The sequence below is a fragment of the Pseudomonas moorei genome (assembly GCF_008801475.1).
Taxonomy (GTDB): domain Bacteria; phylum Pseudomonadota; class Gammaproteobacteria; order Pseudomonadales; family Pseudomonadaceae; genus Aquipseudomonas; species Aquipseudomonas moorei.
The window spans coordinates 537,731-562,746 of record NZ_VZPP01000001.1 but is presented as its reverse complement, the minus strand read 5'-3'; the positions used below and the strand labels follow the sequence as shown (position 1 = coordinate 562,746).

The window sequence follows — 25,016 nt, the reverse complement described above, 5'->3', positions numbered from 1 at the left end:
CGTTCACTCTTGTTGGGGACGTACACGGGAATCGGCTTCGATCAGCTTGATCACGGCGGAGATATCTTCTTCACCCATGCCCAAGTCCAGCGCACGGTTGAAGTAGGATTGGGCTGCACTGAACAGCGGCGATGCACAGCCCAGGTCCGCGGACAGGTCACCGGCCATGTGCAGGTATTTTTCCAGCGTCACGATCGGGCCTGGCGCTGGCTGGAAGGTGCGGCTGGCCATCATTGGGGCACGCACCATGAACATGGTCGAACTGCCCGCGCTCTGGCGGATCACTTCGACCACTTTTTCGGCGCTGAAGCCGGCGCGTACGCCCAGGTTCATGGCCTCAGCGGCGGCGAGCGTGTGGATGGTCAGCAGGTAGTTGGCGATCAGCTTCATTGCCACGGCACTGCCGAACTCGCCGATCCTGAACTGGATGTCCGCGATGGCACTGAGCACCGGTTGGCAGTGCTCGATCAGTTGCTCGTCACCTCCCAGGAACAGCGACGCCTTGCGGGCGAGCACCAGGGGTGGAGAACCGCTGACTTCCGCTTCCAGCACGCGGGCGCCCTTGCCTTGAATGCGCTCGGCCATCTGCACTTTGAAGTCGCGCTCATAGGTGCCCATCTCGATCAGAGTGTGATCCGGGCGCAAGGCACCGAGCAGTCCGTCAGGCCCCTCCATGATTTCGATCTGGGACGCTTCGCTCGGCAAGCAGGTGAGGATGAAGTCCGACTCGGCGGCGACTTCGGCAGGACTGTTGAGGGCAATACCACCCAATTGCACAAAGGGTTCACGGTCACGGCGACGGTAACCAACCACTCGATATCCGGCAGCGAGCAGGTTACTTGCGATGGGCAGGCCGAGTTGGCCGATACCCACCATTCCGATAGTGATAGCGCTCATTTTAGGCTTCTCTTGTTGTTATTGTTGCGGTTGTACACCGCAACGCGTCATTGGCTGCTAACTTAGGCGCGGCTTTGATCGAGAACAAATAGCCTGAGTTATTTATAACTAGTAATGAGAGTGATACGAGGCGCTGCGATGAAGGATTTGAACCTGCTGTTTGCGTTCGAGGCACTGTGGCGTGACCACTCTGTGTCCATCGCAGCCGATAATCTGGGGGTCACCCAGGGTGCGGTCAGCAGTTCGCTAAAACGCTTGCGCCAGGAGTACGGCGACCGTCTGTTCACTGTAGTAGGCCGGCGCATGGAACCCACGCCGTTCGCCGTGCAAATCGCACCGACGCTTCTCGAAGCCCTGGACCTGGTGCGCGAGGCACAGAGCCGCGCCCTTGAGTTTTCCCCGCAGCACTGCCGCAAAGTATTCACCGTGCGCACACGAGACATCGGCGAGGCCGTGTGCCTGCCGACGATTCTGAAGATGCTGCAAACCCAGGCGCCTATGAGCCGCATCAATACCGTCGCCAGCAGTGTCGAAGAGACCTTGATCGGACTGTCCACGGGTCGCATTGACCTGGCGATTGGTTACCTGCCGACTCTGAAGACGGACATCCACCGGACTATCGTGTCTTCGCAGCATTACGTCTGTGCGCTGCGCCGGGGCCACCCGTTGGCCGACGCAGAGTTGACCCTAGAGCGCTTCTTGGCGCAGCAACACTTGCTGGTGGAAACCGGCGGCACCGGGCACGTGCTGCTCGAGCGCGCTGATCGAAGCCGGCGCGCGCCACAACATCGGTGTGCGCATTCCCCAATATCTCTCGGCCCCGCACCTGTTGCTGGAGTCGGACATGCTGTGGGTAGTGCCCAACGTGCTGGGCAAGACCCTGTCGAGATTCTTTCCCCTGCTACTCAAACCCCTGCCCCTGGTGCTGCCGGAATTCGACATCGCGCTCTACTGGCATGACCGCTTTCACCGCGATCCGCAGAACAAATGGTTTCGCGAGATGTTGGCGGCCGCCCTGCGCGAGTCCCTTGCAGACTGAGAGCGGGTCGACCGTTAGGCCTCGGAAAACAGCTCGAACATCAGTTGACGCAACCAGCGGTTGGCCGGGTCGCGGTGGTACCGCGCATGCCACAGCATGTTGATGGTGAACTCGGGAATGTCCACCGGGTGCGGCAGCGCCGTCAGGCCGAAGTGTTCGAGGTTCACCGTGGCATAACGCTCCGGCACCGTGGCCACCAGATCGGTGTGTTTGAGGATGTGGCCGATGGCGGCGAAGTGCGGCACTTCCAGGCGAATCGAACGCTCGATGCCCAAGCGCATCATCAGTGTATCCGCTTCGCCGTGGCCGGTGTTGGCCGCAACGACCCGCACGTGACCGTAGGCACAAAACCGCTCCAGGGTCAGCGGTTCCCTGGTTGCGGGGTGATCCTTGCGGCAAAGGAACACATAGTGCTGGCGCATCAAACGACGCTGGAAGAAGCCTGCGCGCAATTGCGGGATCAGGCCGATTGCAACGTCCACAGTACCATTCTGCAAGTCTTCGTTGAGGCTCATCGCATTGTCGCGAACGGTGCTGATCTTGCAACCGGGGGCCAGGCGCGCCAGGGCATCCATCAACCGGGGTATCAGGTAGATCTCCCCGATATCGGTCATCGCCACGGTGAATGTCCGCGCGCTGCTTAGGGGGGCGAAGGTGTTGGCCCGACTCAAGGCATCGCGCAGCGTGTCCATGGCCTGCAACACCGGCTCGGCCAGTTGCTCGGCGTACGGTGTGGGCTGCATGCCGTGATAAGTACGCACAAACAGGTCATCCCCCAGCGCCGCCCGCAGGCGCTTGAGCGCATTGCTTACCGCCGGCTGCGTAAGCCCGAGGTTTTCCGCCGCAGTCGAGACGCGACGGTCGAGCAACAGCTGGTTGAAAACCACCAGCAGGTTCAAATCCAGGTCATGCAGTTCCATGGTTACGCTCTAAATCGGGGCTGGGCAGGTCCGCAAAAGTAATATTCAGACTGGTGATAGATCTTATACGGGTCAGTGCATTTATCAATGTCACTGCGTTACTCATGATGGTTCCCACAACAAGAATTTCCGTCATGGGTATCCCAATGAATAACAACAGCTCCAAGCAATCCCTGCGTATAGGTATCGTCGGCGGCGGCATTTCCGGCGTCGCCCTGGCCCTTGATCTCTGCCGCAACAGTGACGTCGAGGTGCAGCTGTTTGAAGCTGCACCGGCCTTCGGTGAAGTGGGTGCCGGTGTCGCGTTCGGCGCTAACTCGGTGCGTGCTCTCAACGGCCTCGGTATCGGCGACGCCTACCGCAAAGTCGAAGACCGCACCCCTGCCCCCTGGGAAGACGTTTGGTTCGAATGGCGCCACGGCACCGGCGAATCCAAGTACCTGGCGACCACCGTAATGCCGGGCATGGGCCAGTCTACGGTGCACCGCGCCGACTTCCTCGATGTGCTGACCACGCACCTGCCTGCGGGTATCGCGCAGTTCAATAAACGCGCCGTGGGTGTTGAGCAGAACGGCAACGAGGCCCGTGTCACGTTCGCCGACGGTACCGACTACCGTTGCGACCTGCTGATTGCCGCAGACGGCATCAAATCGGCGCTGCGCGCTCACGTACTCGAAGGTATCAACGCTGAACCGGCCGAGCCGCGCTTCACCGGCACCTGCGCCTATCGCGGCATGATCGACAGCGACACCCTGCGTGCCGCCTACCGCGCCAAGGGCATCAATACTCATCTGGTGGACGTGCCGCAGATGTACTTGGTCAAGGACGGGCACATCCTGACCTTTCCGGTGAAACAGGGTCGCATTATCAACGTGGTGGCGTTCCTTTCCGACCGCTCCAGCGCCACCCCGCAATGGCCGGCCGACGCCCCGTGGGTGCGCAAGACCACCCAGGCGCAGATGCTCGAAGACTTCGCCGAGTGGGGTGAGGCTGCCCGCACGCTACTCGAGTGCATTCCCGAGCCGACCTACTGGGCATTGCATGACCTGGCCGAGTTGCCGGGCTACGTGCACAACCGCGTGGTGCTGATCGGCGACGCCGCCCACGCCATGCTGCCGCACCAGGGTGCCGGTGCCGGCCAGGGCCTGGAAGATGCTTACTTCCTGGCACGCCTGTTGGGCGACTCGCGGCTGACCGCCGACAACCTCCCCGCCGTGCTCACCACCTACGACGAACTGCGCCGTCCGCGAGCGTGCAAGGTACAACGCACCTCCTGGCAGGCAGGCGAGCTGTACGAGATGCGCGACCCCGAGATCGGCGCTGATGAGCAGGCCCTGGCGGCCAAGCTGGAAAGCCGTTTCAACTGGTTGTGGAACCACGACCCGGAAACCGATGTGGTCGAGGCGCGCGCGCGTCTGGGCTGGGGGATGCCGTCAGACGCATCCTGATCGTCTGCGCTCAAACCGGGGTGCGCCCAGGCGACACCCCGGCTCAAATAACAATTACAAGAAGAGCCATGCCATGCGAACTATCGACGTAGCCACCCTGCTCGACGGGGCCCGATTCAATGCCTTTCACGCACGCCTGCTGTTCTGGGGTGCGCTCATCATAATTTTCGACGGTTACGATCTGGTCATCTACGGCGTGGTGCTGCCCGCCCTGATGAAGGATTGGGGCCTCACTGCGTTGCAGGCCGGTCTGTTGGGTAGCTGCGCGCTGCTGGGCATGATGGTCGGCGCGCTGTTTTTCGGTCAATTGTCGGATCGAATCGGCCGGCGCAAGACCATCACAATGTGCGTGGTGCTGTTCAGCGGCATCACCGTAATCAACGGCTTTGCCCGCACCCCTGAAGAGTTCGCTTTTTTCCGTTTTCTGGCCGGTATCGGCATCGGCGGGGTCATGCCCAACGTCATCGCGCTGATGAACGAGTACGCGCCGAAAAAGTTGCGGGGTACGCTGATCGCCGTGATGTTCACCGGTTATTCCGTCGGCGGCATGTTGTCCGCCGGGCTTGGCATGTGGCTGATTCCGCAATATGGCTGGTCGTCGGTGTTCTTAGTCGCAGCCGTGCCATTGGTCGTGTTGCCCCTGTTGGTCAGCCAGCTGCCGGAGTCGATCAACTTTCTGCTGCGCAAGACTAGGGTCATAGATGCCCAGCATTTGCTGCACCGGGCAGAACCTGAATACATCCCGCACATGGATGACGAACTGCATCGCGAGGCTGGCCAGGCCCCCAAGGTCTCTGTCGTGCAGATCTTCCAGGACGGACGCCTGATCAATACCCTGCTGCTCTGGTTGGCGTTCTGCTGCAGCCTGCTGATGATCTACGGCATCAGTGCCTGGCTGCCCAAGCTGATGAACACCGCCGGTTACGGCATCAACTCCAGCATCGGCTTTTTGCTGGTGCTCAATTTCGGCGCGATCTTCGGTTCTCTGTTTGGTGGCTGGCTGGCCGACCGCTTCGGTCTCGGCCGGGTGCTCCTGTGTTTCCTGACCGCCAGTGCGCTGGTCTTGGCATTGATGGCGGTGAAGGCGCCACTGTCGGTGCTCTATGTGTTGATCGCCATAGCCGGCGGCGGCACCACTGGCGCGCAGATCCTCGCCAATGCCTTCGCGGTGCAGTACTACCCGGCGCACATCCGCTCCACCGGACTGGGCTGGGCCATGGGCATCGGCCGCATCGGCGCAATCATCGGCCCGATGCTCGGGGCGGCCATGCATGCCGCGGAACTGCCGTTGCAGTTTTCCTTTCTGGCTTTCGCTGTCCCGGGGCTGATCGGTGCCGGGGCGATCGGACTGTTCCTGATTCGGGTCAGGCGCCAGCGCCCCACCGACCCGGACGTGAAGGCCGTTCAACCACAGGCCAATCCGTAATGACCCCTGACGTTCTTGCAACCTGCATCTGGAAGCCGGTATGACCCAAGCCAAAATCGAAAGCATCGAGACGATCCTCGTCGATCTGCCCACCGTCCGCCCGCACAAGTTGGCGATGCACACCATTTCGCAGCAGACCCTGGTGATCATTCGCCTGCGCTGCAGCGACGGTATCGAAGGCCTGGGCGAGTCGACCACGGTCGGCGGGCTGTCCTACGCCAACGAAAGCCCGGAAAGCATCAAGACCAATATCGACGTGCACTTGGCGCCGGCCTTGATCGGTATGGACGCCAGTAACTTCAATGCCGCGATGCAACGTCTGGACCGGATTGCCAAGGGCAACACCTTCGCCAAGTCCGGCCTGGAGAGCGCCTTGCTTGACGCCCAGGGCAAGCGCCAGGGTGTGGCCGTCAGCCAATTGCTGGGCGGTCGTGTGCGCGACAGCCTGGAAGTGGGCTGGGTTCTGGCCAGCGGCAATACGGCCAGGGACATCGCCGAGGCCGAGCATTTTCTCGATGTGCGCCGCCACCGCATTTTCAAAGTGAAGATAGGTGCCAATCCGCTGGAGCAGGACCTCAAGCACGTGGTGGCGATCAAGCAGGCCCTGGGCGATCGAGCCAGCGTGCGGGTCGACGTCAACCAGTATTGGGATGAAGCGCAGGCGATTCGTGGCTGCCAGGTGCTGGGCGACAACGGCATTGACCTGATCGAACAACCGATTTCGCGGATCAACCGTGCCGGCCAGGTGCGCCTCAATCAGCGCAGCTTGGCCCCGATCATGGCCGACGAATCGATCGAATCGGTGGAGGACGCATTCAGTCTCGCAGCGGATGGCGCGGCCAGCGTGTTCGCCCTGAAGATTGCCAAGAACGGCGGTCCACGCGCGGTACTGCGTACTGCTCAGATCGCTGAAGCGGCGGGCATCGCGCTGTATGGCGCGACCATGCTCGAAGGCGCCATCGGCACCCTCGCCTCCGCCCATGCCTTCCTGACCTTGAAGAAGCTGGCCTGGGGCACCGAGTTGTTCGGCCCGCTACTGCTGACCGAAGAGATCGTGAACGAGGCACCGGTTTACCGCGATTTCGAATTGCACGTCCCCAATACACCGGGTCTTGGCGTGAGCCTGGATGAAGAACGCCTCGCGCTGTTTCGTCGCCGGTAGCCAAGGCGATTTAACGCGCAGCCCTTGATAGCTCGCCGAATCTAAAACAAAAAACGAGGAACTGAGACATGACCGTAAAAATCAGCCACACCGCTGAAGTGCAGGACCTGATCAAGGAGGCCGCCGGTTTCAACAGCGACCAGGGCAGCCCGCGCCTCAAGCAACTGATGCATCGCCTGATCAGCGACGCCTTCAAGATCATCGAAGACCTGGAAGTGACCGAAGACGAATTCTGGTTGGCGGTGGATCGCCTGAACAAGGTCGGCGCCCACGCTGAGTTCGGCTTGCTGCTGCCGGGCCTGAGCATGGAGCACTTCATGGACCTGCTGCAGGACGCCAAGGACCAGCAGATAGGCCTGGCCGGCGGGACCCCGCGGACCATCGAAGGGCCTCTGTACGTGGCTAACGCGCCGCTCAGCGAAGGTTTTGCGCGCATGGATGATGGCAGTGAAGATGACGTCGGCATCCCGCTGTTCATCAAGGGTACGGTCCTCAATACGGACGGCAAGCCGGTGGCCGGTGCGATCGTTGATCTGTGGCACGCCAACACCAATGGCACCTACTCCTACTTCGACGAGAGTCAGTCGGCGTTCAACCTGCGTCGCCGGATCAAGACCGACGCTGAAGGCCGTTACACCGCGCGCAGCATCATTCCGAGCGGTTACGGTGTGAATCCCGAAGGGCCGACCCAGGAATGCCTGAGCGCCCTGGGCCGCCACGGTCAGCGCCCGGCACATATCCATGTGTTCGTTTCCGCACCGGAACATCGTCATCTGACCAGCCAGATCAACCTTGCCGGCGACAAATACCTGTGGGACGACTTCGCCTACGCCACCCGTGAAGGGCTGGTCGGCGAAGCCAGACTGCTCGACAACGCCGACGCCTCGAAAGCCCATGGTCTGGACGGGCGACAGTTCGCTGAACTCGAATTCGACTTCGTTCTGCAACCGGCGGTCAACGCCGACGATGAACACCGCAGCCAGCGTCCACGCGCCGGCCAATGATCTTGCGGTATCTGTAAAGCGCGAACGACAAGGCCCCATCCAATGATGGGGCCTTGTCGTTTGCGGAACCTCTAGGATCGAGCAGGCTCGCGATGCTCGTTAACGATGACGTTGGCTGCCTGAATGCCCGCGTTGCACGGGTGTTATTCGCGATCAAGTTCGCTCCTACAAGGGGTTCGCGCCCACTCAGGTACTTTTGAGAAAATTCGTAACCAGATGCGCGAACGCCGCCGCGTGCTCGATCTGTGTCCAGTGCCCACAGCGGCCAAACACATGCAACTGACTGTCATCAATCCATTGCTGCAGGGTCAGCGAGGTGGAAAGAGGTATTACCTTGTCGTCACGACCATGAATCAACAACGTCTTGTGACCGATGTCGCGTATATCGGCCTCAGGATGCGCCATCGCCTCCACCCAACGCTGGCGTGGCGCCGGGAACATAGCTGAAAACGCTTCCTGAACCCCGGCACGGTTGCTCGCCTCATAGCGCATGCGCACCAGGTCATCCCCCACCAGCGCCTGGTCATAGGCGAACACCTGCATGATGGCGCGCATGTTGTCTTCACTCGGCTCGTACCCCCAAACCGCATCCAGGCCCGGCGTAAGCTCGAACGGCACGCCGACACTGCCCATCAGGATCAGCCGGTTGACGCGCTGCGGGTGGTGGATCGCCAGGGCCAGGGCCATGGAGCCGCCGAACGAATTGCCGATCACATTGACTTTATCGACGCCGGTGGCATCCAGAAACGCGACGATCTGCTCCAGCCAGAGGTTGCGCGAATAGACGATATCCGCCGGCGTCTGGCTGAAGCCGAAACCCGCCAGGTCCGGGGCCAGCAAGCGGAAGTCCGATTGCAGGCTCTGAATGCTCAGGCGCCAATTGGCCCAGGCACTTACGCCGGGACCGGAGCCGTGCAACAGCAGCATCGGCTCTCCACTGCCCACATCATGGTAATTGGTCATGATGGACCCGGTTTGAACGCTACGGCCGATCTCGGGGTTATGTTGGCTGTTCATACTGTCTCCCTGTTTTCAACGGTCGGTATTGCCCTTGGGGCTGACGCAAAAATCGGCCTGTGAACCAGTCACAAACCGAAAGCTGCGGAAGAATGTGTTGCCGGGAGCCCGGCGCAGTGGGCGCCGGGTTGCCAGCTCTGGTTCAAGCGCTCACGACAGCGTGATCGCCGACGAGGTCGCTTGATGGGGCGGGCAAATGCCCGGTTTGCTCGCCGTGGCAAGATTGACCTTGGTGGCCGGTTCACCGCGTGACGGTTCGGACGATACCTGCGCCTGAGGCAACAGGAAGTGCGCCAGCGCCGGCAACAGGATCAAGGCACCGAGCATGTTCCAAATGAACATGAACGCCAGCAGAATCCCCATGTCGGCCTGGAACTTGATTGGCGAAAACGCCCAGGACGCCACGCCCAGCGCCAGTGTCACGCCAGTCAGCATCACCACTTTGCCGGTGAAGGTCAGTGCCCGGTAATAGGCTTCGGACAGCGTGGAACCCTGGCGAAGTTGCCCCAGGACGATGGTCAGCACATACAGCGCATAATCCACGCCGATCCCGACGCCCAGCGCAATCACCGGTAAGGTCGCAACCTTGATGCCCATCCCCAGGGACACCATCAAGGCTTCGGCCAGGATCGAGGTCAAGGCCAAAGGCACCACGGCGCAGACCACGGCGCGCCAGGAGCGGAAGGAGATAAAGCACAGCAGGATCACCGCGCCATACACCCAGAACAGCATTTCGTGACTGGCCTTTTTCACTACGATATTGGTCGCCGCTTCGATGCCGGCGTTGCCCGCCGTGAGCACGAACTTCACGCCGTCGGTGTTGTTTTTCGCAGCGAAGGCTTCGACCTTGTCCACCACGCCCGCTAGGGTGTCGGCCTTGTGGTCTTGCAGGTACACGAACAGCGACAGCAGGTTGCAGCCCTGGTTGAAGATTTCCCGCGGCGTGCGGTTGGCCACGGTGTTCAGCGTCCATTGGTTGGGCACCAGTTCATACCACTTCGGATTGCCTTCGTTCATGCCTACGGTGATCCGGCGGCTGAGCAACGGCAGCGAATTGGTCCCCTCCACGCCCGCCACGTCATGCAATTCCCACTCGAGCGCATCCACCAGCGCCTGAGTCTTGTAGGCGGTGCATTGATCATTCGGCGTTTCGACCATCACCACCAGCACGTCACTGCTCGCTGAATAGGCCTTGGCCATAAACGCGTTGTCCAGGTTATAGCGCGAATCGGCACGCAGCTCCGGTGCGCCTGGGTCGAGATCACCGACCTTGAGATGCAGGCTGACCATGAACCCTGCCACGCCCAGAATGATCGAAACCACCACCGCCACACTGGCCCATTTGCGCTCGGTGAACAGATCGAGAAAACGCCAGACCACATGTTTTTCGACGCCGGCCGCCTCACCCGCCTCGTCCCTCATGCTGCGCACGGCTGCACTGCGGCTGACCCCGGTAAAGCTCAGCAACACCGGCAGCAGGATCAGGTTGGTGAAGATCAACACCGCCACGCCGATGCTCGCGGTAATCGCCAGTTCCTGAATCACCCGGATGTTGATGACCAGCAATACGGCAAAGCCCACTGCATCGCAAAGCAACGCCGTCAGACCTGCGAGAAACAGCCGGCGAAAGGTGAAGCGCGCCGCCACCAGCTTGTGCATGCCACGGCCGACGTCCTGCATGATCCCATTCATCTTCTGCGCGCCATGGCTGATGCCAATGGCGAAGACCAGGAACGGCACTAGGATCGAATAGGGATCCAGTTCGAAGCCTAGCAACGGCAAGATGCCCATCTGCCAGGTCACCGCAATCAGTGAGGTGACGACCACCAGCAAGGTGCTGCGCACGCAACGGGTATACCAGTACACCGCGGCACCGGCGATCACGATAGTCAGAAAGAAGAACCACAGCACCAGGCGAATGCCATCGATCAGATCCCCCACGACCTTGGCAAAACCGGTGATGTGCAGTTCGACACCCTGGCCTCGGTACTTGTCCCTGAGGGTTTCCAGTTGCTCGGAGAATTGCTTGTAGTCCAGGGCTTTGCCTGTCTCAGGATTCACGTCCAGCAGCGGCACGAAGATGATGCTGGACTTGTAGTCCGAGGCCACCAATTGCTCGGCATCTCCCGAACGCTCGACGTTGGTCCTGGTCTGGTCGATGCTTTGCGGCGACTGATCATAGTTGTCCGGAATCACCGGACCACCGTCCAGCCCTTCTTCGGTCACCCCCAGCCAGCGCGTATTCGAAGTCCACAGCGACTTGAGGAACGCACGATCGACACCCGGGATCAGGAACACTTCATCGTTGAGTTCCTTCAGGGTCTCCAGATACGCCGCATTGAAAATCGTGCCTTGCTTGACCTCGACGGCGATGCGCACCGCGTTGCCAAAGCCCTTCATATCGCCTTTGTGCTTGAGGTATTGCTCGATGTACGGATGCCCCGTGGGGATCATCTTTTCGAAATCGGCATTTAGCTTCAGTTTGGTCGCGTAAAAACCCAGCACCAGGGTGACCAGCAGGCACACCACCAGCACTATCATCCGATGATTGAAGAACAGGCGCTCCACGATCGAACCGGATTGCTTGTCAAAGTCTTCCAGGTTGCAAATGACGGGTTTGCCGTCCGCGCAATTATCAAATTTCATTACTTACTCCCGACAACGCTGGACAAGCTGACCTTCGTGACACCCCGCATACCCACCACGACCAGGCCGCCATCGGCTGCCTGGGTGATGCCCGCCAGCGGCGGCAGTTGTTTCATTGGCGACAACTGGAAACTGTTGCCCTTGTCGCGGCTGAGCAGAAGTTGGCCGGACTGATTGACCAAAACAAAACCGCCGTCCTTCAAGCGCACGCTGCCGGTGATCGAAGCGCTGGACGGCACCTCGACCTTGGTCCAGTCGGCGCCACTGTCGCTGGAGCGGTAGGTGCTGCCACGCAGGCCGCTGACCAGCAGTTGGTCGTTGGCGTCCACTATCAAGTCGAAGTAGCTGCCCTCGTAAGGCGTCTGGACCGCCTCGAATTCGGCGCCGTCGTTTTGCGAGCGAAACACGCTGCCCTGCTCACCGACGATGTACAGGCTCGAACCACTGCCTCCCATGGCATAGAGGTGCAACCCGGTCGGGTTGTCGACGTGTGCCTGCCATGGCTGCCAGTTATGGCCGCCATCGTCCGTACGCAAAATGAGGTTGTAGGAACCGATGATGTAGCCGGTGCGTCTGTTGACGAAATAGACGTCCAGCAATGGCTTGTCCGGACCATCGGATACCATTAGCTCGGCGGCCTTCACCTGGCGCTCAAGCTCATCCGGATCGCCGTTGTTGCTCTGCTGGCGTTCTTTGGCAATACGTAACAGGGTCTGGGCCAATTCGATACCGTCGAACTGTTTTTCCCAGGTTTCGCCACCGTCCTTGCTATGTAATGCAACACCGCCATGACCGACGGCCCACCCCTGTTTCGCGTCGACAAACTGCACGGAGGTCAGTGTCACGCTTACCGGGACTTTCGCCTGGCGCCAGGAGATGCCGTTGTCGTCCGACAGCACGACGATGCCCCGCTCGCCCACCGCTACCAGGCGATCAGGCGTCGAGGTCACGGCTACCAGCACTGAGTTTTCGGCATGGGGCGAAAGCTGTGCCGGACGCTCAAGCGGTCCGGGAACGACTGCCTGAGCGGACCAGGACGAGGCCAGCAAAAATGCGGCAGTGAGCAAATCACCGACCGTTCGATTACAGCGCATAGACATTCTCCAGCTTTTTTTATAATTGTTATCTGACGCGGATCTACAACCTTTTATCGGGCCCTGCAGGAGCGTGCTGGCGATGGACTCAAAGGTGACGCGTTAATCCAGAAGCTTCGCGCTTTCGTCGACGTCCATCGCGAGCAAGCTCGCTCCTACGGGGAATTGCAGGTTGCTTTAACGCACGCCTTCGCCCGACATCGCTTCAGGCGTGAAATCGCCGGACCTGGCATCGGTCAGCATCTTGAGGTGGAAGGTGTAGGAAGGATTGCTCCAGTCTGTCGCGCCCTCGCCGCTCCAGCCGCCGGTTTGCAGGTTGTGGGTCGACCATTGCAGGTTCGGGTACACGAAAGGACCGTCCGGGATCAGGAAAGGCAACGAGATCTGGGTACGCCACAGTTGCCCCTGACCGTCCCAGCCATCCGCCAGAATCGCGCCCCAGGTGTCTTCATCCAGGTAGTAACGACGCTTGGGCACCACATGCCGCTTGCCTGGCGCCAGATCGGCTTCCACGACCCAGACACGGTGCAGTTCCCAACGGGTCGAATCCGGGTTGATGTGGTGGGGCATCAACTGCTTGTCGATCGACACGTTTTTTTGCAGGAACTTGTTGTTGTTATAGGGAATATAAAGCTCTTTTTTCCCGACCAGCTTCCAGTTGTAACGGTCCAGGTCGCCCAGAAAAATGTACGACTCGTCGTAATATTCCATCCCCGAGTTCACATCCGAAGGCGTGTCGTAACCCAGGGTCGGCGCCTTGCGCACGCGACGTTGCCCCGGCAGGTATTGCCAGGCCTGACGCGGTTTGTTGGTCGAGTCGATAAGCACGAACTGCTCACCGGACTTGATGGGTGGATCAGTCATCCATACGCGCAAAAGAGTGGATTGGCCCTTGAAGGTTTCAAGCGAACCATTCTTGTTGTAGTACGGGAACATGGCCTTGTTATAGCCCCGCACCGACAGCACCAGCTTGCCGTCCGGCGTGCCGACGTAGTTGTTGAAGGCGTATGAGGTCGCCTCCCCGGCATAGAGCAACTTGTGATTCCACATGGCTTCGGCGCCGTTTTTCGGAATCGGAAATGGAATGCCGCCATAGGCGCCTTCGACCCAGACCTTGTCGTCAGTCAACTTGGCGCGGGTCGCGTTAGCAAAGGTGTTGTCGTAGACCCATTGTGGTGCCGCCGCCGTGCGGTGAGTCGGATACACGTCCAGGCGATAGCTGTCCGGGTACTTCTTCAACATGGCCTTGATGCCATCGCTCAACTTGTCGGCGTACTTGTCCATGTTCTTCGAATCGATGGTGTACAGCGGCTTTTCGCTGGCGAAGGGGTCCAGCCGTGAGTCGCCGTTTTTGTAACCGGCCGGCACCGTGGTGTAGCCACCATCCCAAGCGGGAATCGTGCCTTCCTTGTTGCCGGCCTTTTCCGCCCCCATGGGGGTCAGGGTCGATTTGAGCTGTGCGGCCTCGTCAGGGGACACCGCCGCCAGAACGTGTGGTGTCGCGAACATCACGCTCCACAACGCAGCGCATAAAATCGTGTGTTTTGCTTGCATCTTCACATCTCCTGCTCGGCTTATTGTTTTTACTAGAGCGAACGCTGCACGGAGAACGCGATGAAATCGCGATCCTTCAGGGATTGGTCGTAGGAGTAGGATTGATCCGCGGAGTTGGCCGGCACCACGCCGGTTTCTTCAGTGCCGAAGAACGTGGTGTACATCAGGCTGAGCTTCCATGTTTTCAGGTAGTCGGCCTTGAGCCCGACACTGAAGTCACCGCCATGATTGACGCTGAAACCCGGGTTGATCACCGAGGACTTGCCGAACAGGCCATAGCCCACGCCGATCGGCACCGTGAGGTCGACCCCGTCCAGCACCTGGTAGTAGGCAGGCTCGAAAATCATGCGCACCGCACCGGCATCGCGGGTGGCATTGGGGTCCAGTGCGTCGGCGTTCTTGGTGATGCTCAGGCGGCGGTTCCACGCCACTTCACCGAGAAAATTACCGCCTTCCCACAACGGGCCAGCGTCGAGCAAGGCAATCCATGAGACCTGGCCGTGAGCAGTACGGCCGACGGGATACAAAGGGTGGTTGTTATTGTTGATTTGTTCCCCTGGCAACACGGTCACCGAACCGGCGTGCGGCACCAGAGGCATATTGTCCCGCACCGAAAAGTCACCGGCAACGTTGGTGTCACCCACCGTGGTACTGAAGCTGACACCCAGGGCCTTGATCTTCTCCGGGTACACCAGCTCGTACGTGTCCGGCGCAAAGGCCGGGCTCAGACTGGCATGCACCACCGGGCTCTTGGCGTTGTATTGAATGGCATAGAGACCAAACTCGCCGTCGATATCTTCTGGCCGAAAGCGCAGTTGCAAACCACCCTGGCCGGAGTTGCTGGCCTTTTTGTCTTTACCACGGATAAAACTCGAACCGGGACCAGCGAGAATCTGTTCACCGCCGTCATCGAGAATGTCCACAGTGGAGAAGTAACTGCCCGCCGCTGGTAAGCGATCTGCTTCCCAATGCACCTGGTAATACGCGCCGAGTGCTAGGTTGTCCCGCAGCTGGATTTGCCCGGAGATCTGCGGCACCGGACGCACCAGTTCCTTGAACTGCGTACCCGGTACAGACAGCAACTTGACGATATCGGTCGGTGCCTGGCCTCCCGCAATACCGTTGGCGCCGTAGAACAGGCTTTCGCCATAGAGGACAGTATGTTGACCGACACGAATGGTCGTGGGCATGTCGCCGATTTCGGTCTTGCCGAAGACAAACGCATCCAGCAGTTCCGCCTTGCGACCGTGCAGTTTCTCGGTCTCGGAGGTGAACTCGTTGTAGTCCACAGAGCGCGAGTTATTGGTGAACGGTGAATCGTTGTCGTTCTTGCGGTTGTAGATGCTGTCATACCAGCCGGCGCCGCTCACGCGCAGCCCCATATTGTTCTTGGTCAGGTCGAATTCGGAAAACAGATCCATCCGGTTCGAAATCATGCCCTTGTCGAAGTTGCGGTCACCGTCGTCCTGGTTGGCGTCGCCGGTCAACTTCGAAGATTGATCCTTTACACGCCAGGCGGCGCTGTACTTGATCGTGTTGTCCCAGCGAATCTTCAAATCTTCGACGCCGGTATTGAACTCGAACGCACTGGCCATGGGGGCGGCGAATGCAGTCATCGCGGTCACAACGGCACACGCCAGCGCCCGGTGTTGAAACTGATGACTTTCCGAATCCTGACGTTGCGCGCACGCAAGCGCACCTGACTCTCTTGTTTTCTTGACGATCATTTTCTCTTCACCAACTTAGTTATTATTAGTGCTTGGTTTTGAAGAAGCCGTGACGCTCGCTGGCCATAAAGACAGCGATATTTTTAGTGATTTACAATCCCTTGAAGTTAGCGACTTAGCACATTGCGTGTTTCACCACGCGGTAGTTCCGCCGTCGATTTTTATATCCGTGCCGGTGATGAACGAACTTTCCTCCGAGGCCAGAAACAGCGCAGTTGCGGCCACTTCCTCGGGCTTGCCGATACGACCCAACATGATCTTGCCGACCATCACATCGACCCACTCCGGATCTTCCAGCAGCGGAAGCGTTTGCTTGGATTCGATCAAGCCGGGTGAAATGCTGTTGGCACGCAATCCATAGGTACGGCCTTCCATCGCCAGTTGTCGGGTCATCGACAGCACGGCGCCTTTGGCTGCGGAATGCGCGATGCCGGGCAACATGCGATAGGTCGACCAGGCGGACACCGATGCAGTGTTGATGATGGACGAGCCCGGCGTCTTGATCAGCTCAGGCCAGGCGGCTCGTACCAGGTGGAAAACCAGATTCAGCTCCTGGTCGATTGTACGGTGCCAATCGAAGTCGGAAATCTCGTCGACCCAGCCGAAATAGGCCATGGCCGCGTTATTGAACAGGACATCGACACGACCATAGGTCGAGACGGCCAGTTCAACCAGTTCCTTGCATTGCAGCGTATCGGTCAAGTCACATTCGCTCAGGGACACCATCTCCCCCCCGAACGACAGCACTTCGTCGACCGTCGCTTCAGCCGACTCGCGGTTGATATCGCAGCCGACCACTTTTGCGCCCTGGCGGGCGAACATAAGTGCTGCGGCTCGTCCCATCGAACCACCGGTGCCGGTGATGATACAAACCTTACCCTTCAGACGATCACTCATGACGTTCTCCTGCTTGATGGGAAGTCAACGTGTCACGGTCGCCTCCGTTGCGATCAACCGTTGATGGCAGAGCGCAAAGCGAGCGATGGACAAGGTCGGGTTCTCATTCTCCGTTCACCCAGAACAGGTTGAGATCAAACCCGAGGTCCTGCGTGACCTTGCCATCGCCGCACCGCTTGCCCTCGTCCGTCAGGCGACGTTTTTTTTCGCGCGCATACGGCCCAGCGTGGTGTTTACCGCTTCGCAGTAAGAGATTTCCATGCCTTCGGCAAAGGCTTTTTCTTCCGGGCTGCCAGCCTTCACGCCTTCCAGGGAAAAGGTGAAGGTAAAGCGCAGGAACAGCGTGCCGTTCTCTTCTTCGATGATGTTCTTGATGATGCCGCGTGCGCCGCCGGAAATACGCACGAACTCGACACGCTCTTGCGGGAAAAGCGTGATTAGCTCTTGCAGAGTTTCACCGTGCAGCACCACTTCGCGAATGAATGGGTTGCGGCCTTCGGCTTCTTCAACGATCGTGCATTGCTCGATCGGGCCGACATAACCGATAGGATTGCGCGCCTTTTCTTCCAGACCTTCCCAGACCTGGGCTCGGGTCAACTCAACTTCACCGGCCGGATTGATTTCCAGACGCTTACTTACAATGATCATCTTGCTCACCTTTTTATTTTCAAATGACGCGGCCGCCCGTTCATGAGTGGCCGCACACCACACAACAGCGGTTTTCAGATGGCGAGGTAGCCGCCATCCACGGACAAGGATGTCCCGGTCACGAAACTGGATTTGTCTGACAGCAGCCACAACGCAGCGGCGGCGATTTCCTCGGGCTTGCCGAAGCGACCTATCGGGTGGCGCTCGCGCAATGCCTGGAACTGATTGGCAAAGTTGTCTTCCTGGCTCAGGCGCAGAATCATCGGGGTCTCGATGATTCCGGGAAGGACGGCATTCACGCGGATTCGCTGCGGGCCGTAATCAACGGCGGCGGCTTTGGTCAGGCCGAGTACGCCATGCTTGGCCGCGATGTAGTCGGAGGCGGCGGCGATGGCCACCGCACCCAGGGCTGATGCCGTGTTGACGATAGAGCCGCCGCCGGAGGCGAGCATGGCTCGGATCTGATGCTTCATGCAGTAGAAGACGCCGGTCAGGTCGACCTTGATGATGCGGTCCCAGGCTTCGGCGGAGATTTCATGCAGCGGCAGGTGGCTCTGTTCGATGCCAGCATTGTTGAAAGCGCCGTGCAGCACACCGAAGCGGCTGATCACCTCGTCGACGGCGTCTTTGACCGCGGCTTCGTCGGTGATATCGCAAGGTATGGCATGGACGGCACCGCCGCAGGACTGCACCACTTCAACGATATCGTTCAAACCGGCGGTATCGCGGTCCAGCATGATGACCCGGGCGCCGGCCTCGGCAAACGCAATGACCGAAGCTTTGCCGATGCCACCGGATGCGCCAGTGACAATGATATTGCGTTGGTTCAAATCACTCATAGCTAGCTTCCATTGGCGACTTTTTTGTTATTCATCTCGTTCCTGGCCAAGTGCCGCATTAAGCCCTTGCACTGAATCTGGCCAACAACCATGACTGCCTTCGGTGATGCTGCTGCCCAACATCGGGGGCTGGTCAGTGGTTCAACTTTAGGTAGGCGACCGGTCACTGACTAGATGAATAAATCACTAAAGACTGTTGCTTTAATGCACCAATGAAATGCCGCAAAACCCTTCCACTGCCGAAGGGGTCCATGCTCCAATGCGGCGCGAACACGATCATCGTGAGCACGGTGATCCCTGTCGGAGCGAGCATGCTCGCGAGGAACTCAAGGGCGCCGCGTTCATCCTGCGGGCACGCGTTATCGTTGACGTCCATCGTGAGCGTGCTCGCTCCTACAGGGTTGCTATTGGTTCCGAAAAAGGGGGGACGTTGCATGAATGACCTGAACGATCTGCACTACTTCGTCCTTGTCGTCAGGCATGGAGGGTTTTCACCCGCGGCCAGGGCCACGGGCATCGAGAAAACCCTGCTCAGCCGGCACATTGCCCTTCTGGAGAAACGCATTGGTGCGCGCCTGTTGCACCGCACCACGCGCCAGGTGTCGCTGACGGAAGCCGGCCAACATTTCTTTGCACTGAGCCAGGCTGTGGTCGAGGGCGCGCAGACCGCCTATGAGAGCGTCGAGCACATGCGCCGTGAACCCGTAGGTCTGGTGCGCTTGAGTTGCCCTCAGGTCATGGCCAAGACCTACGTGTCACCGCTCCTGCCCAGCTACATGGCGAAGTACCCAAAGGTTCGCTTGGAGCTGAGCGCGGTAGACCGCGAGGTCGATTTGTATGAGGAGCGACTCGATATCGCTCTGCGTGCCCGCACCCATATCGACGAAACCGCCGGGCTGGTGGCGAAAACCCTGGGCAGCGCCAGGCGATTAATGGTCGCAAGCCCGACGCTGCTCGATCGCGTGGGCCGCCCCGACACCCTCAAGGCCTTATCGGGCCTGCCGACCCTGTGCCTGCCAGCGGACATGCACGATGGTTTCGGCCGCTGGCTGCTGCACAACGGCGTTCACGAAGAACGACTGATGCCCCATCTGCCCTGCCTGATTTCCGACGATTTGAGCATGCAGCTGGACGCCGCGCTCAATGGCCTAGGCATTGCGATGTTGCCGGAGCCGATCGTCGTAGGGTGGGTGCGCAGCGGTGCGCTTGAGGTGGTGATGCCCTCGTGGGCCGGACCGCCCCACCTGATTCATCTGCTGTATCCGAAACCCAAGGGCATGTTGCCCTCGGTGCGCAGTGTGATCGACTACCTGAGCCTACATCTGCCGCAGCTCATACTCGATGGCACGCTGAGCGGCAAAGCGTCCGATTGAGTTATTGCCACTGCGCCTGCTGACTCTTCAAAACCCGGCCCATCATTTCGCGCAGCCATTTATTCTGTGGGTCTCGATGAAAGCGATCGTGCCAGTACAGATCAATCTCGAACGAAGGAATCTGCAGCGGCAAGGGCTGGATAGCCAACGGGTAAAAGCGCGCCAGCGTCTTGCCGAGCGCACATGGCAGCGTCCAGATTAGGTCACTGTCCAGCAGTAGGTGCGGACTGGACAGATGATGAGGCACGCGCATCTTGACGCAGTCCGCGCCCCCCGCATCGATCAAGGCACGCTCCAGCGCCTGATGGCCGGTACCGCCCGCCTCCACCAGTAGATGGTCGCAAGCGATGAACTCGTCCAGGGACATTACCTTGTTGGCCAAGGGATGGTCGCGGCGCATGGCACACACGTAGTGCTGGGAAAACACCGGCAATCGATGTATGTCGGTTTGCAAAGTCGGCATGAAGCCCATTGCCAGATCGATCCTGCCGGTGGCCAAGCCGTTGAGGGTTTCCTCCACGCCGCCTCCGACGGTGTTCATGCGCGCCAGGGGGGCATCGGCGGCCAGCTTTTTCAGAATCGGCGGTAGGCACACCACTTCCCCCACATCGAGCATTCTAACGGTAAACGACTTGCGGCAAAGTCCCGGATCGAACTCGAGCATCTGGCTTTCCGCAGCCCGGATCAGGGCTAGTGACTGCAACAGGCGCGGCGCGATTTGAGCGCAAAAAGGTGTAGGTTCCATCCGCCGGCCGACCAGCGTAAACAACCGGTCGCTGTAGGTCTGGCGCAGGCGCTTGAGACTACTGCTGACGGCCGACTGAGTGACGCCCAGGTTCTGCGCTGCGATTGACGTCGAATGATCCCGCCAAAGCGCTTCGAAGATGTACAGCAAATTCAGATCTTTCATCACGGTGCCTTGATCACGTCTTTCCAGAACGCCGGCGACCTGCCGGCCTCGAGAGAGGCAGCTGGCAGGTCACTGGCAGGGGAACCTGGAACGAAGGTCAGGCGGTGGCGCGGATCAGATGACTGTCGGGCACACTAGCGAACACCGGGGACAGGTCGATGTTGATCCGGTAATCGTTGATCAGTCGATCGGCATTGAAACGCAGGACAACACAACACGGCACGCCAACGGTGACGCCCGTGTGTTTGGTGTAGTAGCTGTCGAACTCGATAATAGTCACGTGATCGAGTTCCCACACGCCGGTCATGACATGCTCAAGGCCCTGGATCTGCGAGTAAAAGGCGCCCACACCGTCCTTGATCGCCACCTTGCCCACCAGTTTCGGTGCGTTGCCAAAGCGGAATTCGACGTCATCCGCCAGGTAGCTCAGGAAGCCTTCGATGTTTTTGCTGTCGACACAGTCAAACATCGCTTTCATTGCGTAATTCATCCAGCAATCCTCGTTTTTGTTGTTGTTTTCTTTCACCCGACTTTATTTTCCGCGCCCTGATACCGCAATACAGCAAAATCACCAAAGCCTGTTGCGCCAGTGCACCAATCAAGCCCGGGGTTCAGGTCGGGTAGATCTTCGGACAATTGAGCAAGTCCAGCGCCACATCGACAATCATGTCTTCCTGGCCACCCACCATGCGCCGCTGGCCGAGCTCCACCAGAATGTCCACAGTCTTGAGACCATATCGCCTGGCGGCGACTTCAGCATGGCGCAGGAAGCTCGAATAGACGCCGGCATACCCCAGCGCCAGGGTTTCGCGATCGACGCGCACCGGCCGGTCCTGCAGCGGACGGACGATGTCATCGGCGGCGTCCATCAGGGTGTAGAGGTCGGTGCCATGATGCCAACCCATCCTATCGGCGGCGGCGATAAAGACCTCCAGCGGCGCGTTTCCAGCGCCGGCGCCCATGCCTGCGAGGCTAGCGTCGATGCGGTCGCAGCCCTCCTCCACGGCGACGATCGAGTTGGCTACGCCTAGCGACAAATTATGGTGAGCGTGCATGCCGGTGTGTGTCGTAGGGTCGAGCACTTCCTTGAGCGCGCGGAACCGCTCGCGAATGTCCTGCATGCTCATCGCGCCACCGGAGTCCACCACATAGATACAGGTGGCACCATAGGTCTCCATGATCTTGGCCTGGGTCGCGAGATTCTGCGGGCTGGTCAGGTGGCTCATCATCAGAAAACCTACGGTGTCCATTCCCAGTTCGCGCGCATATTCGATGTGTTGGCGCGAAACGTCCGCTTCGGTGCAATGGGTGGCGACCCTGACAATTCGTGCGCCGGCGTTGTACGCTGCCTTGAGGTCGTGAACGGTGCCGATGCCGGGCAACAGCAGCGTGGCGACCTTCGCGTGAGAAATCACATCGCTGACCGCTTCGATCCACTCAAGGTCGGTGTGCGCGCCAAAGCCGTAGTTGAAACTGGAGCCCTGCAGGCCATCGCCATGCGCCACTTCGATGCTGTCCACACGTGCCTTGTCCAGTGCACGGGCAATGGTCTGGACGTTGTCGATGGAGTACTGATGACGAATCGCATGGCTGCCGTCACGCAACGTAACGTCAGAAATGTAGAGTTTTTTTCCGGGATTGAACGTCATGGTGTGTTCCTTTAGTTAACCATCGAACGCGCGATGCGCTCTGCGGTGGCCAAAGCGGCGCAAGTCATGATGTCGAGGTTGCCCGCATAGGCCGGCAGGTAATGTGCGGCACCCTCGACTTCGAGAAAGATCGACGTTTTCAGCCCGCTGAAACGTCCATGCCCAGGGATGTTCACGGGTGCGTCGACTGGAATCTGCTCGAACTGCACACGCTGCTTGAGCCGATAACCCGGAACATAGTCGTTGACGGCACGGACCATCTCCTCCACGGATCTCCTGACCTCGTCCTCATTGGCCATCGCGGACAACACGTAGACGGTGTCGCGCATGATCAACGGCGGCTCGGCCGGATTGAGCACAATGATGGCCTTGCCCTTGGCTGCGCCACCGACTTTTTCGATGGCCCTGGAGGTGGTTTCGGTGAACTCATCGATATTGGCACGGGTACCGGGCCCAGCCGATTTGCTGCTGATCGAGGCCACGATTTCCGCGTAATGAACCTCGGCTACCCTAGACACGGCTGCCACCATGGGAATGGTCGCCTGGCCGCCGCAGGTCACCATATTGACGTTGGTGGCGCTGAGGTTCTGTTCCAGATTCACCACCGGAACGCAGAGCGGACCGATCGCCGCCGGTGTCAGATCGATGATCCGGATGTCGGGTTTATGTCGACGCAGCAAGGTTTCATTGTCCAGATGGGCACTGGCAGAGGTGGCATCGAAGACAAATTCGATGTCGGCGAACTCAGGCATGCCGATCAAGCCTTCGACGCCTTCGTGGGACACCGCCACCCCCATTTTTCTGGCTCGCGCCAGGCCGTCCGAAGCTGCATCGATGCCCACTAGCACCGAAATCTGCAAGTGCTGACTCTGGCGCAGTATCTTGATCATCAAGTCCGTGCCGATATTGCCCGAACCCAAAATCGCGACTTTCTTCTTGTTTGTATTCATAACGGTTTCCTCGCACCTAACGCCCGAGCGCCTTGGCGGTTTTGCCAGCAATACCGAAATCTGTCTTCGGCATTTCGTTGATGATGACGCGCACCGATTCGATGGGCGCCTGCAGCGAGCTCACGGCCGCGTCGGTCAGTGCGGCTATCAATCGAGCCTTCTGTTCCTCGCTGCGGCCTTCGACCAGAAATACCTGCATGATTGGCATGGGACTGTTCTCACAGAAGGCTGGACTGAAAGCGCATCGAAACGCTGCCCAGATGTTGATACCGCACATTGATCTGATCGCCCGCCTGAACGGCGATCGCTTCGGTCATGCCTCCAGTCATGATGAAAGTGCCCGCGGGCAGCTCACGGCCCCGCGCGCCCAGCATGTTGGCCAACATGGCCACGCTTTGCGCCGGATGCCCCAGCACCGCCGCGCCTGCGGCGGTTGCCACCACCTCGCCGTTTTTTTCCAGCACCACGCCGAGGCATTTGAGGTCGATCCCTTTGGGGTCGAGGGCGTTGCCGCCCACAACAAAGCGCGCCGCCGAGGTGTTATCGGCGATCACACTCTTGAGGTCGAAGCGAAAGTTTTCGTACCGCGAGTCGATCACTTCCACGGCGGGAATAATGAAGTCGGTGGCGGCCAGCACATCGCCCACATGACAGCCTGGGCCCTTCAATGGGTGCTTGAGGACAAAGGCAATTTCCGCCTCGATCTTGGGGTGGATCAAATGATCGACATCGATAGCCGAGCCATCCATGCACGAACCGTAGTCCGTCAGAAAGCCGTAGACCGGTTCACTGACGCCCATCTGTTTCATTTTTGCGAACGAGGTCAACCCCATCTTTAGCCCGACGATGCGCACACCTCGCTGCTCTTTGTGGCGGCGAATCGTGTCTTGAATGGCATACGCGTCCTCCCAGTCCATATCAGGGAATTTGTCAGTTATTTTGGTCACGGCCACACCTGTCAACTCAGCTCTTTCCAGATGCAGGGCCAGCTCGATGACCGTCTCGTGTGTCAGTTTCATGGGATCCCCTCAAACAAAACGAACGGACGCAGAGCCGATACCGCCCAGGCTTATGCGCAATTGATCACCGGCCTTGACCGGCACCATGGCGGCCAGTGAGCCGGACAGGATCACCTCGCCTTTCTTCAGGCCGATACCCAAGCGCCCCAGCGTATTGGCCAGCCACGCGACGGCATTGGCTGGGTGACCCAGTGCCGCAGCGCCAGCGCCCGTCGCAATCAGTTCGCCATTTTTTTCCAGTGTCATGCCGACACAGGCCAGGTCGACATCCCGTGGATCGACGCACTCGCTGCCCAGCACGAATGCACCGGCCGAAGCGTTATCGGCGACGGTGTCCTGAATGCGGATTTTCCAGTCTCGAATGCGCGAATCGACAATCTCGAAACAAGGCATGACAAAGTCCGTGGCCCGAATGACATCCGCCACCGTGACACCGGGGCCGGTCAAATCGTGTTTGAGCACGAATGCGATTTCCCCTTCAGCCTTGGGGGCGATCAGTCCGGCGCATTCGATCGCCGCACCGTCGCTGTACAACATCCCGCTGAGCAGGTGGCCGAAGTCCGGTTGATCCACACCCAGCATGTCCATCACGACCTTACTGGTGGCCCCAATCTTCTTGCCGATGATGGTCTGACCGGCATCCAGTCGCGCCTGGATCATGCCCAGCTGGATCTGGTAGGCGTCTTCAATCGTCAGCTGCGGATACCGTTCACTCAGGGGATCGATCGCCTCACGGCTGGTCAGTGCATTGTGCAACTCGCTGCCCAAGGCATGCAGTGTCTGGGTATTCATGAAAG

The 25,016-nt window shown here is 59.5% G+C and carries 23 protein-coding genes and 1 pseudogene; 6 read left to right on the top strand and 18 right to left on the bottom strand.

Annotated features, from left to right (window positions below; all coding sequences use genetic code 11):
* Positions 1-3: 3 nt before the first annotated feature.
* Positions 4-897, bottom strand: coding sequence for an NAD(P)-dependent oxidoreductase (locus F7R06_RS02765; protein ID WP_075944550.1), 894 nt, complete (start codon positions 895-897; stop codon positions 4-6).
* Positions 898-1,011: 114 nt separating this feature from the next.
* Between F7R06_RS02765 and F7R06_RS02760 the strand changes: the two are divergent.
* Positions 1,012-1,936, top strand: a pseudogene (locus F7R06_RS02760) (LysR family transcriptional regulator).
* A gap of 14 nt (positions 1,937-1,950) precedes the next feature.
* On the opposite strand, the gene F7R06_RS02755 reads toward F7R06_RS02760, so the two are convergent.
* Entirely contained in the window at positions 1,951-2,856 is a 906-nt protein-coding gene (locus tag F7R06_RS02755; protein WP_090321793.1) for a LysR family transcriptional regulator, read from the bottom strand.
* A 146-nt stretch (positions 2,857-3,002) separates the two neighbouring features.
* On the opposite strand from F7R06_RS02755, the gene salA reads away from it, so the two are divergent.
* From salA to catA, 4 genes are all read left to right on the top strand, one after another.
* Positions 3,003-4,304 carry a salicylate 1-monooxygenase gene (gene salA / locus F7R06_RS02750; RefSeq protein WP_075944943.1) on the top strand — a complete coding sequence of 434 codons (1,302 nt, stop codon included), beginning with the start codon at positions 3,003-3,005 and terminating at the stop codon, positions 4,302-4,304.
* Between the two features lie 73 nt (positions 4,305-4,377).
* Complete coding sequence (locus F7R06_RS02745; RefSeq protein WP_090321796.1) at positions 4,378-5,730, top strand: MFS transporter; 1,353 nt, start codon at positions 4,378-4,380, stop codon at positions 5,728-5,730.
* Between the two features lie 40 nt (positions 5,731-5,770).
* Complete coding sequence (locus tag F7R06_RS02740; protein WP_085702094.1) at positions 5,771-6,892, top strand: muconate cycloisomerase family protein; 1,122 nt, start codon at positions 5,771-5,773, stop codon at positions 6,890-6,892.
* A gap of 68 nt (positions 6,893-6,960) precedes the next feature.
* The gene (gene catA / locus F7R06_RS02735) at positions 6,961-7,896 is read left to right on the top strand and encodes a catechol 1,2-dioxygenase (protein WP_075944545.1); all 936 of its coding nucleotides are present in this window, start codon (positions 6,961-6,963) and stop codon (positions 7,894-7,896) included.
* 186 nt (positions 7,897-8,082) lie between these two features.
* On the opposite strand, the gene F7R06_RS02730 is transcribed toward catA, so the two are convergent.
* From F7R06_RS02730 to F7R06_RS02690, 9 genes are all read right to left on the bottom strand, one after another.
* Positions 8,083-8,913 (bottom strand): alpha/beta fold hydrolase, encoded by an 831-nt coding sequence (locus F7R06_RS02730; protein WP_075944544.1) that lies wholly within the window; start codon positions 8,911-8,913, stop codon positions 8,083-8,085.
* A gap of 150 nt (positions 8,914-9,063) precedes the next feature.
* Complete coding sequence (locus F7R06_RS02725) at positions 9,064-11,559, bottom strand: efflux RND transporter permease subunit (protein ID WP_075944543.1); 2,496 nt, start codon at positions 11,557-11,559, stop codon at positions 9,064-9,066.
* Positions 11,559-12,653 (bottom strand): WD40/YVTN/BNR-like repeat-containing protein, encoded by a 1,095-nt coding sequence (locus F7R06_RS02720; protein WP_075944542.1) that lies wholly within the window; start codon positions 12,651-12,653, stop codon positions 11,559-11,561. Before F7R06_RS02720 ends, F7R06_RS02725 begins: the two co-directional genes overlap by 1 nt.
* Positions 12,654-12,830: 177 nt before the next feature.
* Positions 12,831-14,207 (bottom strand): DUF1329 domain-containing protein, encoded by a 1,377-nt coding sequence (locus F7R06_RS02715; RefSeq protein ID WP_075944541.1) that lies wholly within the window; start codon positions 14,205-14,207, stop codon positions 12,831-12,833.
* A gap of 32 nt (positions 14,208-14,239) precedes the next feature.
* Complete coding sequence (locus F7R06_RS02710; RefSeq protein WP_090321799.1) at positions 14,240-15,934, bottom strand: DUF1302 domain-containing protein; 1,695 nt, start codon at positions 15,932-15,934, stop codon at positions 14,240-14,242.
* A 132-nt stretch (positions 15,935-16,066) separates the two neighbouring features.
* Positions 16,067-16,831: an SDR family NAD(P)-dependent oxidoreductase gene (locus F7R06_RS02705; RefSeq protein WP_075944540.1), complete on the bottom strand. Its 765-nt coding sequence runs from the start codon at positions 16,829-16,831 to the stop codon at positions 16,067-16,069.
* Positions 16,832-17,020: 189 nt separating this feature from the next.
* Positions 17,021-17,479 carry an SRPBCC family protein gene (locus tag F7R06_RS02700; RefSeq protein WP_075944539.1) on the bottom strand — a complete coding sequence of 153 codons (459 nt, stop codon included), beginning with the start codon at positions 17,477-17,479 and terminating at the stop codon, positions 17,021-17,023.
* 74 nt (positions 17,480-17,553) lie between these two features.
* Positions 17,554-18,318 carry an SDR family NAD(P)-dependent oxidoreductase gene (locus tag F7R06_RS02695; protein WP_075944538.1) on the bottom strand — a complete coding sequence of 255 codons (765 nt, stop codon included), beginning with the start codon at positions 18,316-18,318 and terminating at the stop codon, positions 17,554-17,556.
* Positions 18,319-18,481: 163 nt separating this feature from the next.
* On the bottom strand, positions 18,482-18,754 hold the full coding sequence (locus F7R06_RS02690) for a hypothetical protein (RefSeq protein WP_075944537.1): 273 nt from the start codon (positions 18,752-18,754) through the stop codon (positions 18,482-18,484).
* On the opposite strand from F7R06_RS02690, the gene F7R06_RS02685 reads away from it, so the two are divergent.
* On the top strand, positions 18,753-19,691 hold the full coding sequence (locus tag F7R06_RS02685) for a LysR substrate-binding domain-containing protein (RefSeq protein ID WP_085702098.1): 939 nt from the start codon (positions 18,753-18,755) through the stop codon (positions 19,689-19,691). The two genes, F7R06_RS02690 and F7R06_RS02685, sit on opposite strands and share 2 nt — an antisense overlap.
* Position 19,692: 1 nt before the next feature.
* Here the strand turns inward: F7R06_RS02685 and F7R06_RS02680 are convergent, their stop codons facing one another.
* The 7 genes from F7R06_RS02680 to dmpE form a co-directional block, all read right to left on the bottom strand.
* On the bottom strand, positions 19,693-20,601 hold the full coding sequence (locus F7R06_RS02680) for a LysR family transcriptional regulator (protein WP_085702099.1): 909 nt from the start codon (positions 20,599-20,601) through the stop codon (positions 19,693-19,695).
* Positions 20,602-20,698: 97 nt separating this feature from the next.
* Entirely contained in the window at positions 20,699-21,091 is a 393-nt protein-coding gene (locus F7R06_RS02675) for a nuclear transport factor 2 family protein (protein ID WP_075944941.1), read from the bottom strand.
* Positions 21,092-21,212: 121 nt separating this feature from the next.
* Positions 21,213-22,250: a 4-hydroxy-2-oxovalerate aldolase gene (gene dmpG / locus F7R06_RS02670; RefSeq protein WP_085702100.1), complete on the bottom strand. Its 1,038-nt coding sequence runs from the start codon at positions 22,248-22,250 to the stop codon at positions 21,213-21,215.
* Between the two features lie 11 nt (positions 22,251-22,261).
* Positions 22,262-23,200, bottom strand: coding sequence for an acetaldehyde dehydrogenase (acetylating) (locus tag F7R06_RS02665; RefSeq protein WP_075944533.1), 939 nt, complete (start codon positions 23,198-23,200; stop codon positions 22,262-22,264).
* A gap of 16 nt (positions 23,201-23,216) precedes the next feature.
* Complete coding sequence (locus F7R06_RS02660; RefSeq protein ID WP_075944532.1) at positions 23,217-23,408, bottom strand: 2-hydroxymuconate tautomerase; 192 nt, start codon at positions 23,406-23,408, stop codon at positions 23,217-23,219.
* A gap of 10 nt (positions 23,409-23,418) precedes the next feature.
* Positions 23,419-24,219 carry a 2-oxo-3-hexenedioate decarboxylase gene (gene dmpH / locus F7R06_RS02655; RefSeq protein WP_075944531.1) on the bottom strand — a complete coding sequence of 267 codons (801 nt, stop codon included), beginning with the start codon at positions 24,217-24,219 and terminating at the stop codon, positions 23,419-23,421.
* Between the two features lie 9 nt (positions 24,220-24,228).
* The gene (dmpE, locus tag F7R06_RS02650) at positions 24,229-25,011 is read right to left on the bottom strand and encodes a 2-oxopent-4-enoate hydratase (protein ID WP_075944530.1); all 783 of its coding nucleotides are present in this window, start codon (positions 25,009-25,011) and stop codon (positions 24,229-24,231) included.
* Positions 25,012-25,016 lie beyond the last annotated feature (5 nt).

Bases quoted from the DNA above. Each gene is read 5' to 3' on its own strand.
- F7R06_RS02665 (WP_075944533.1), bottom strand. From the start codon at position 23,200: ATGAATACAAACAAGAAGAAAGTCGCGATTTTGGGTTCGGGCAATATC.
- salA (WP_075944943.1), top strand. From the start codon at position 3,003: ATGAATAACAACAGCTCCAAGCAATCCCTGCGTATAGGTATCGTCGGC.
- F7R06_RS02765 (WP_075944550.1), bottom strand. From the start codon at position 897: ATGAGCGCTATCACTATCGGAATGGTGGGTATCGGCCAACTCGGCCTG.
- F7R06_RS02695 (WP_075944538.1), bottom strand. From the start codon at position 18,318: ATGAGTGATTTGAACCAACGCAATATCATTGTCACTGGCGCATCCGGT.
- F7R06_RS02690 (WP_075944537.1), bottom strand. From the start codon at position 18,754: ATGCAACGTCCCCCCTTTTTCGGAACCAATAGCAACCCTGTAGGAGCG.
- F7R06_RS02740 (WP_085702094.1), top strand. From the start codon at position 5,771: ATGACCCAAGCCAAAATCGAAAGCATCGAGACGATCCTCGTCGATCTG.
- dmpE (WP_075944530.1), bottom strand. From the start codon at position 25,011: ATGAATACCCAGACACTGCATGCCTTGGGCAGCGAGTTGCACAATGCA.
- F7R06_RS02700 (WP_075944539.1), bottom strand. From the start codon at position 17,479: ATGATCATTGTAAGTAAGCGTCTGGAAATCAATCCGGCCGGTGAAGTT.
- F7R06_RS02730 (WP_075944544.1), bottom strand. From the start codon at position 8,913: ATGAACAGCCAACATAACCCCGAGATCGGCCGTAGCGTTCAAACCGGG.
- F7R06_RS02710 (WP_090321799.1), bottom strand. From the start codon at position 15,934: ATGATCGTCAAGAAAACAAGAGAGTCAGGTGCGCTTGCGTGCGCGCAA.
- F7R06_RS02685 (WP_085702098.1), top strand. From the start codon at position 18,753: ATGAATGACCTGAACGATCTGCACTACTTCGTCCTTGTCGTCAGGCAT.
- F7R06_RS02720 (WP_075944542.1), bottom strand. From the start codon at position 12,653: ATGCGCTGTAATCGAACGGTCGGTGATTTGCTCACTGCCGCATTTTTG.
- F7R06_RS02725 (WP_075944543.1), bottom strand. From the start codon at position 11,559: ATGAAATTTGATAATTGCGCGGACGGCAAACCCGTCATTTGCAACCTG.
- dmpG (WP_085702100.1), bottom strand. From the start codon at position 22,250: ATGACGTTCAATCCCGGAAAAAAACTCTACATTTCTGACGTTACGTTG.
- F7R06_RS02675 (WP_075944941.1), bottom strand. From the start codon at position 21,091: ATGAATTACGCAATGAAAGCGATGTTTGACTGTGTCGACAGCAAAAAC.
- F7R06_RS02745 (WP_090321796.1), top strand. From the start codon at position 4,378: ATGCGAACTATCGACGTAGCCACCCTGCTCGACGGGGCCCGATTCAAT.
- dmpH (WP_075944531.1), bottom strand. From the start codon at position 24,219: ATGAAACTGACACACGAGACGGTCATCGAGCTGGCCCTGCATCTGGAA.
- F7R06_RS02715 (WP_075944541.1), bottom strand. From the start codon at position 14,207: ATGCAAGCAAAACACACGATTTTATGCGCTGCGTTGTGGAGCGTGATG.
- F7R06_RS02680 (WP_085702099.1), bottom strand. From the start codon at position 20,601: ATGAAAGATCTGAATTTGCTGTACATCTTCGAAGCGCTTTGGCGGGAT.
- F7R06_RS02705 (WP_075944540.1), bottom strand. From the start codon at position 16,831: ATGAGTGATCGTCTGAAGGGTAAGGTTTGTATCATCACCGGCACCGGT.
- F7R06_RS02660 (WP_075944532.1), bottom strand. From the start codon at position 23,408: ATGCCAATCATGCAGGTATTTCTGGTCGAAGGCCGCAGCGAGGAACAG.
- F7R06_RS02755 (WP_090321793.1), bottom strand. From the start codon at position 2,856: ATGGAACTGCATGACCTGGATTTGAACCTGCTGGTGGTTTTCAACCAG.
- catA (WP_075944545.1), top strand. From the start codon at position 6,961: ATGACCGTAAAAATCAGCCACACCGCTGAAGTGCAGGACCTGATCAAG.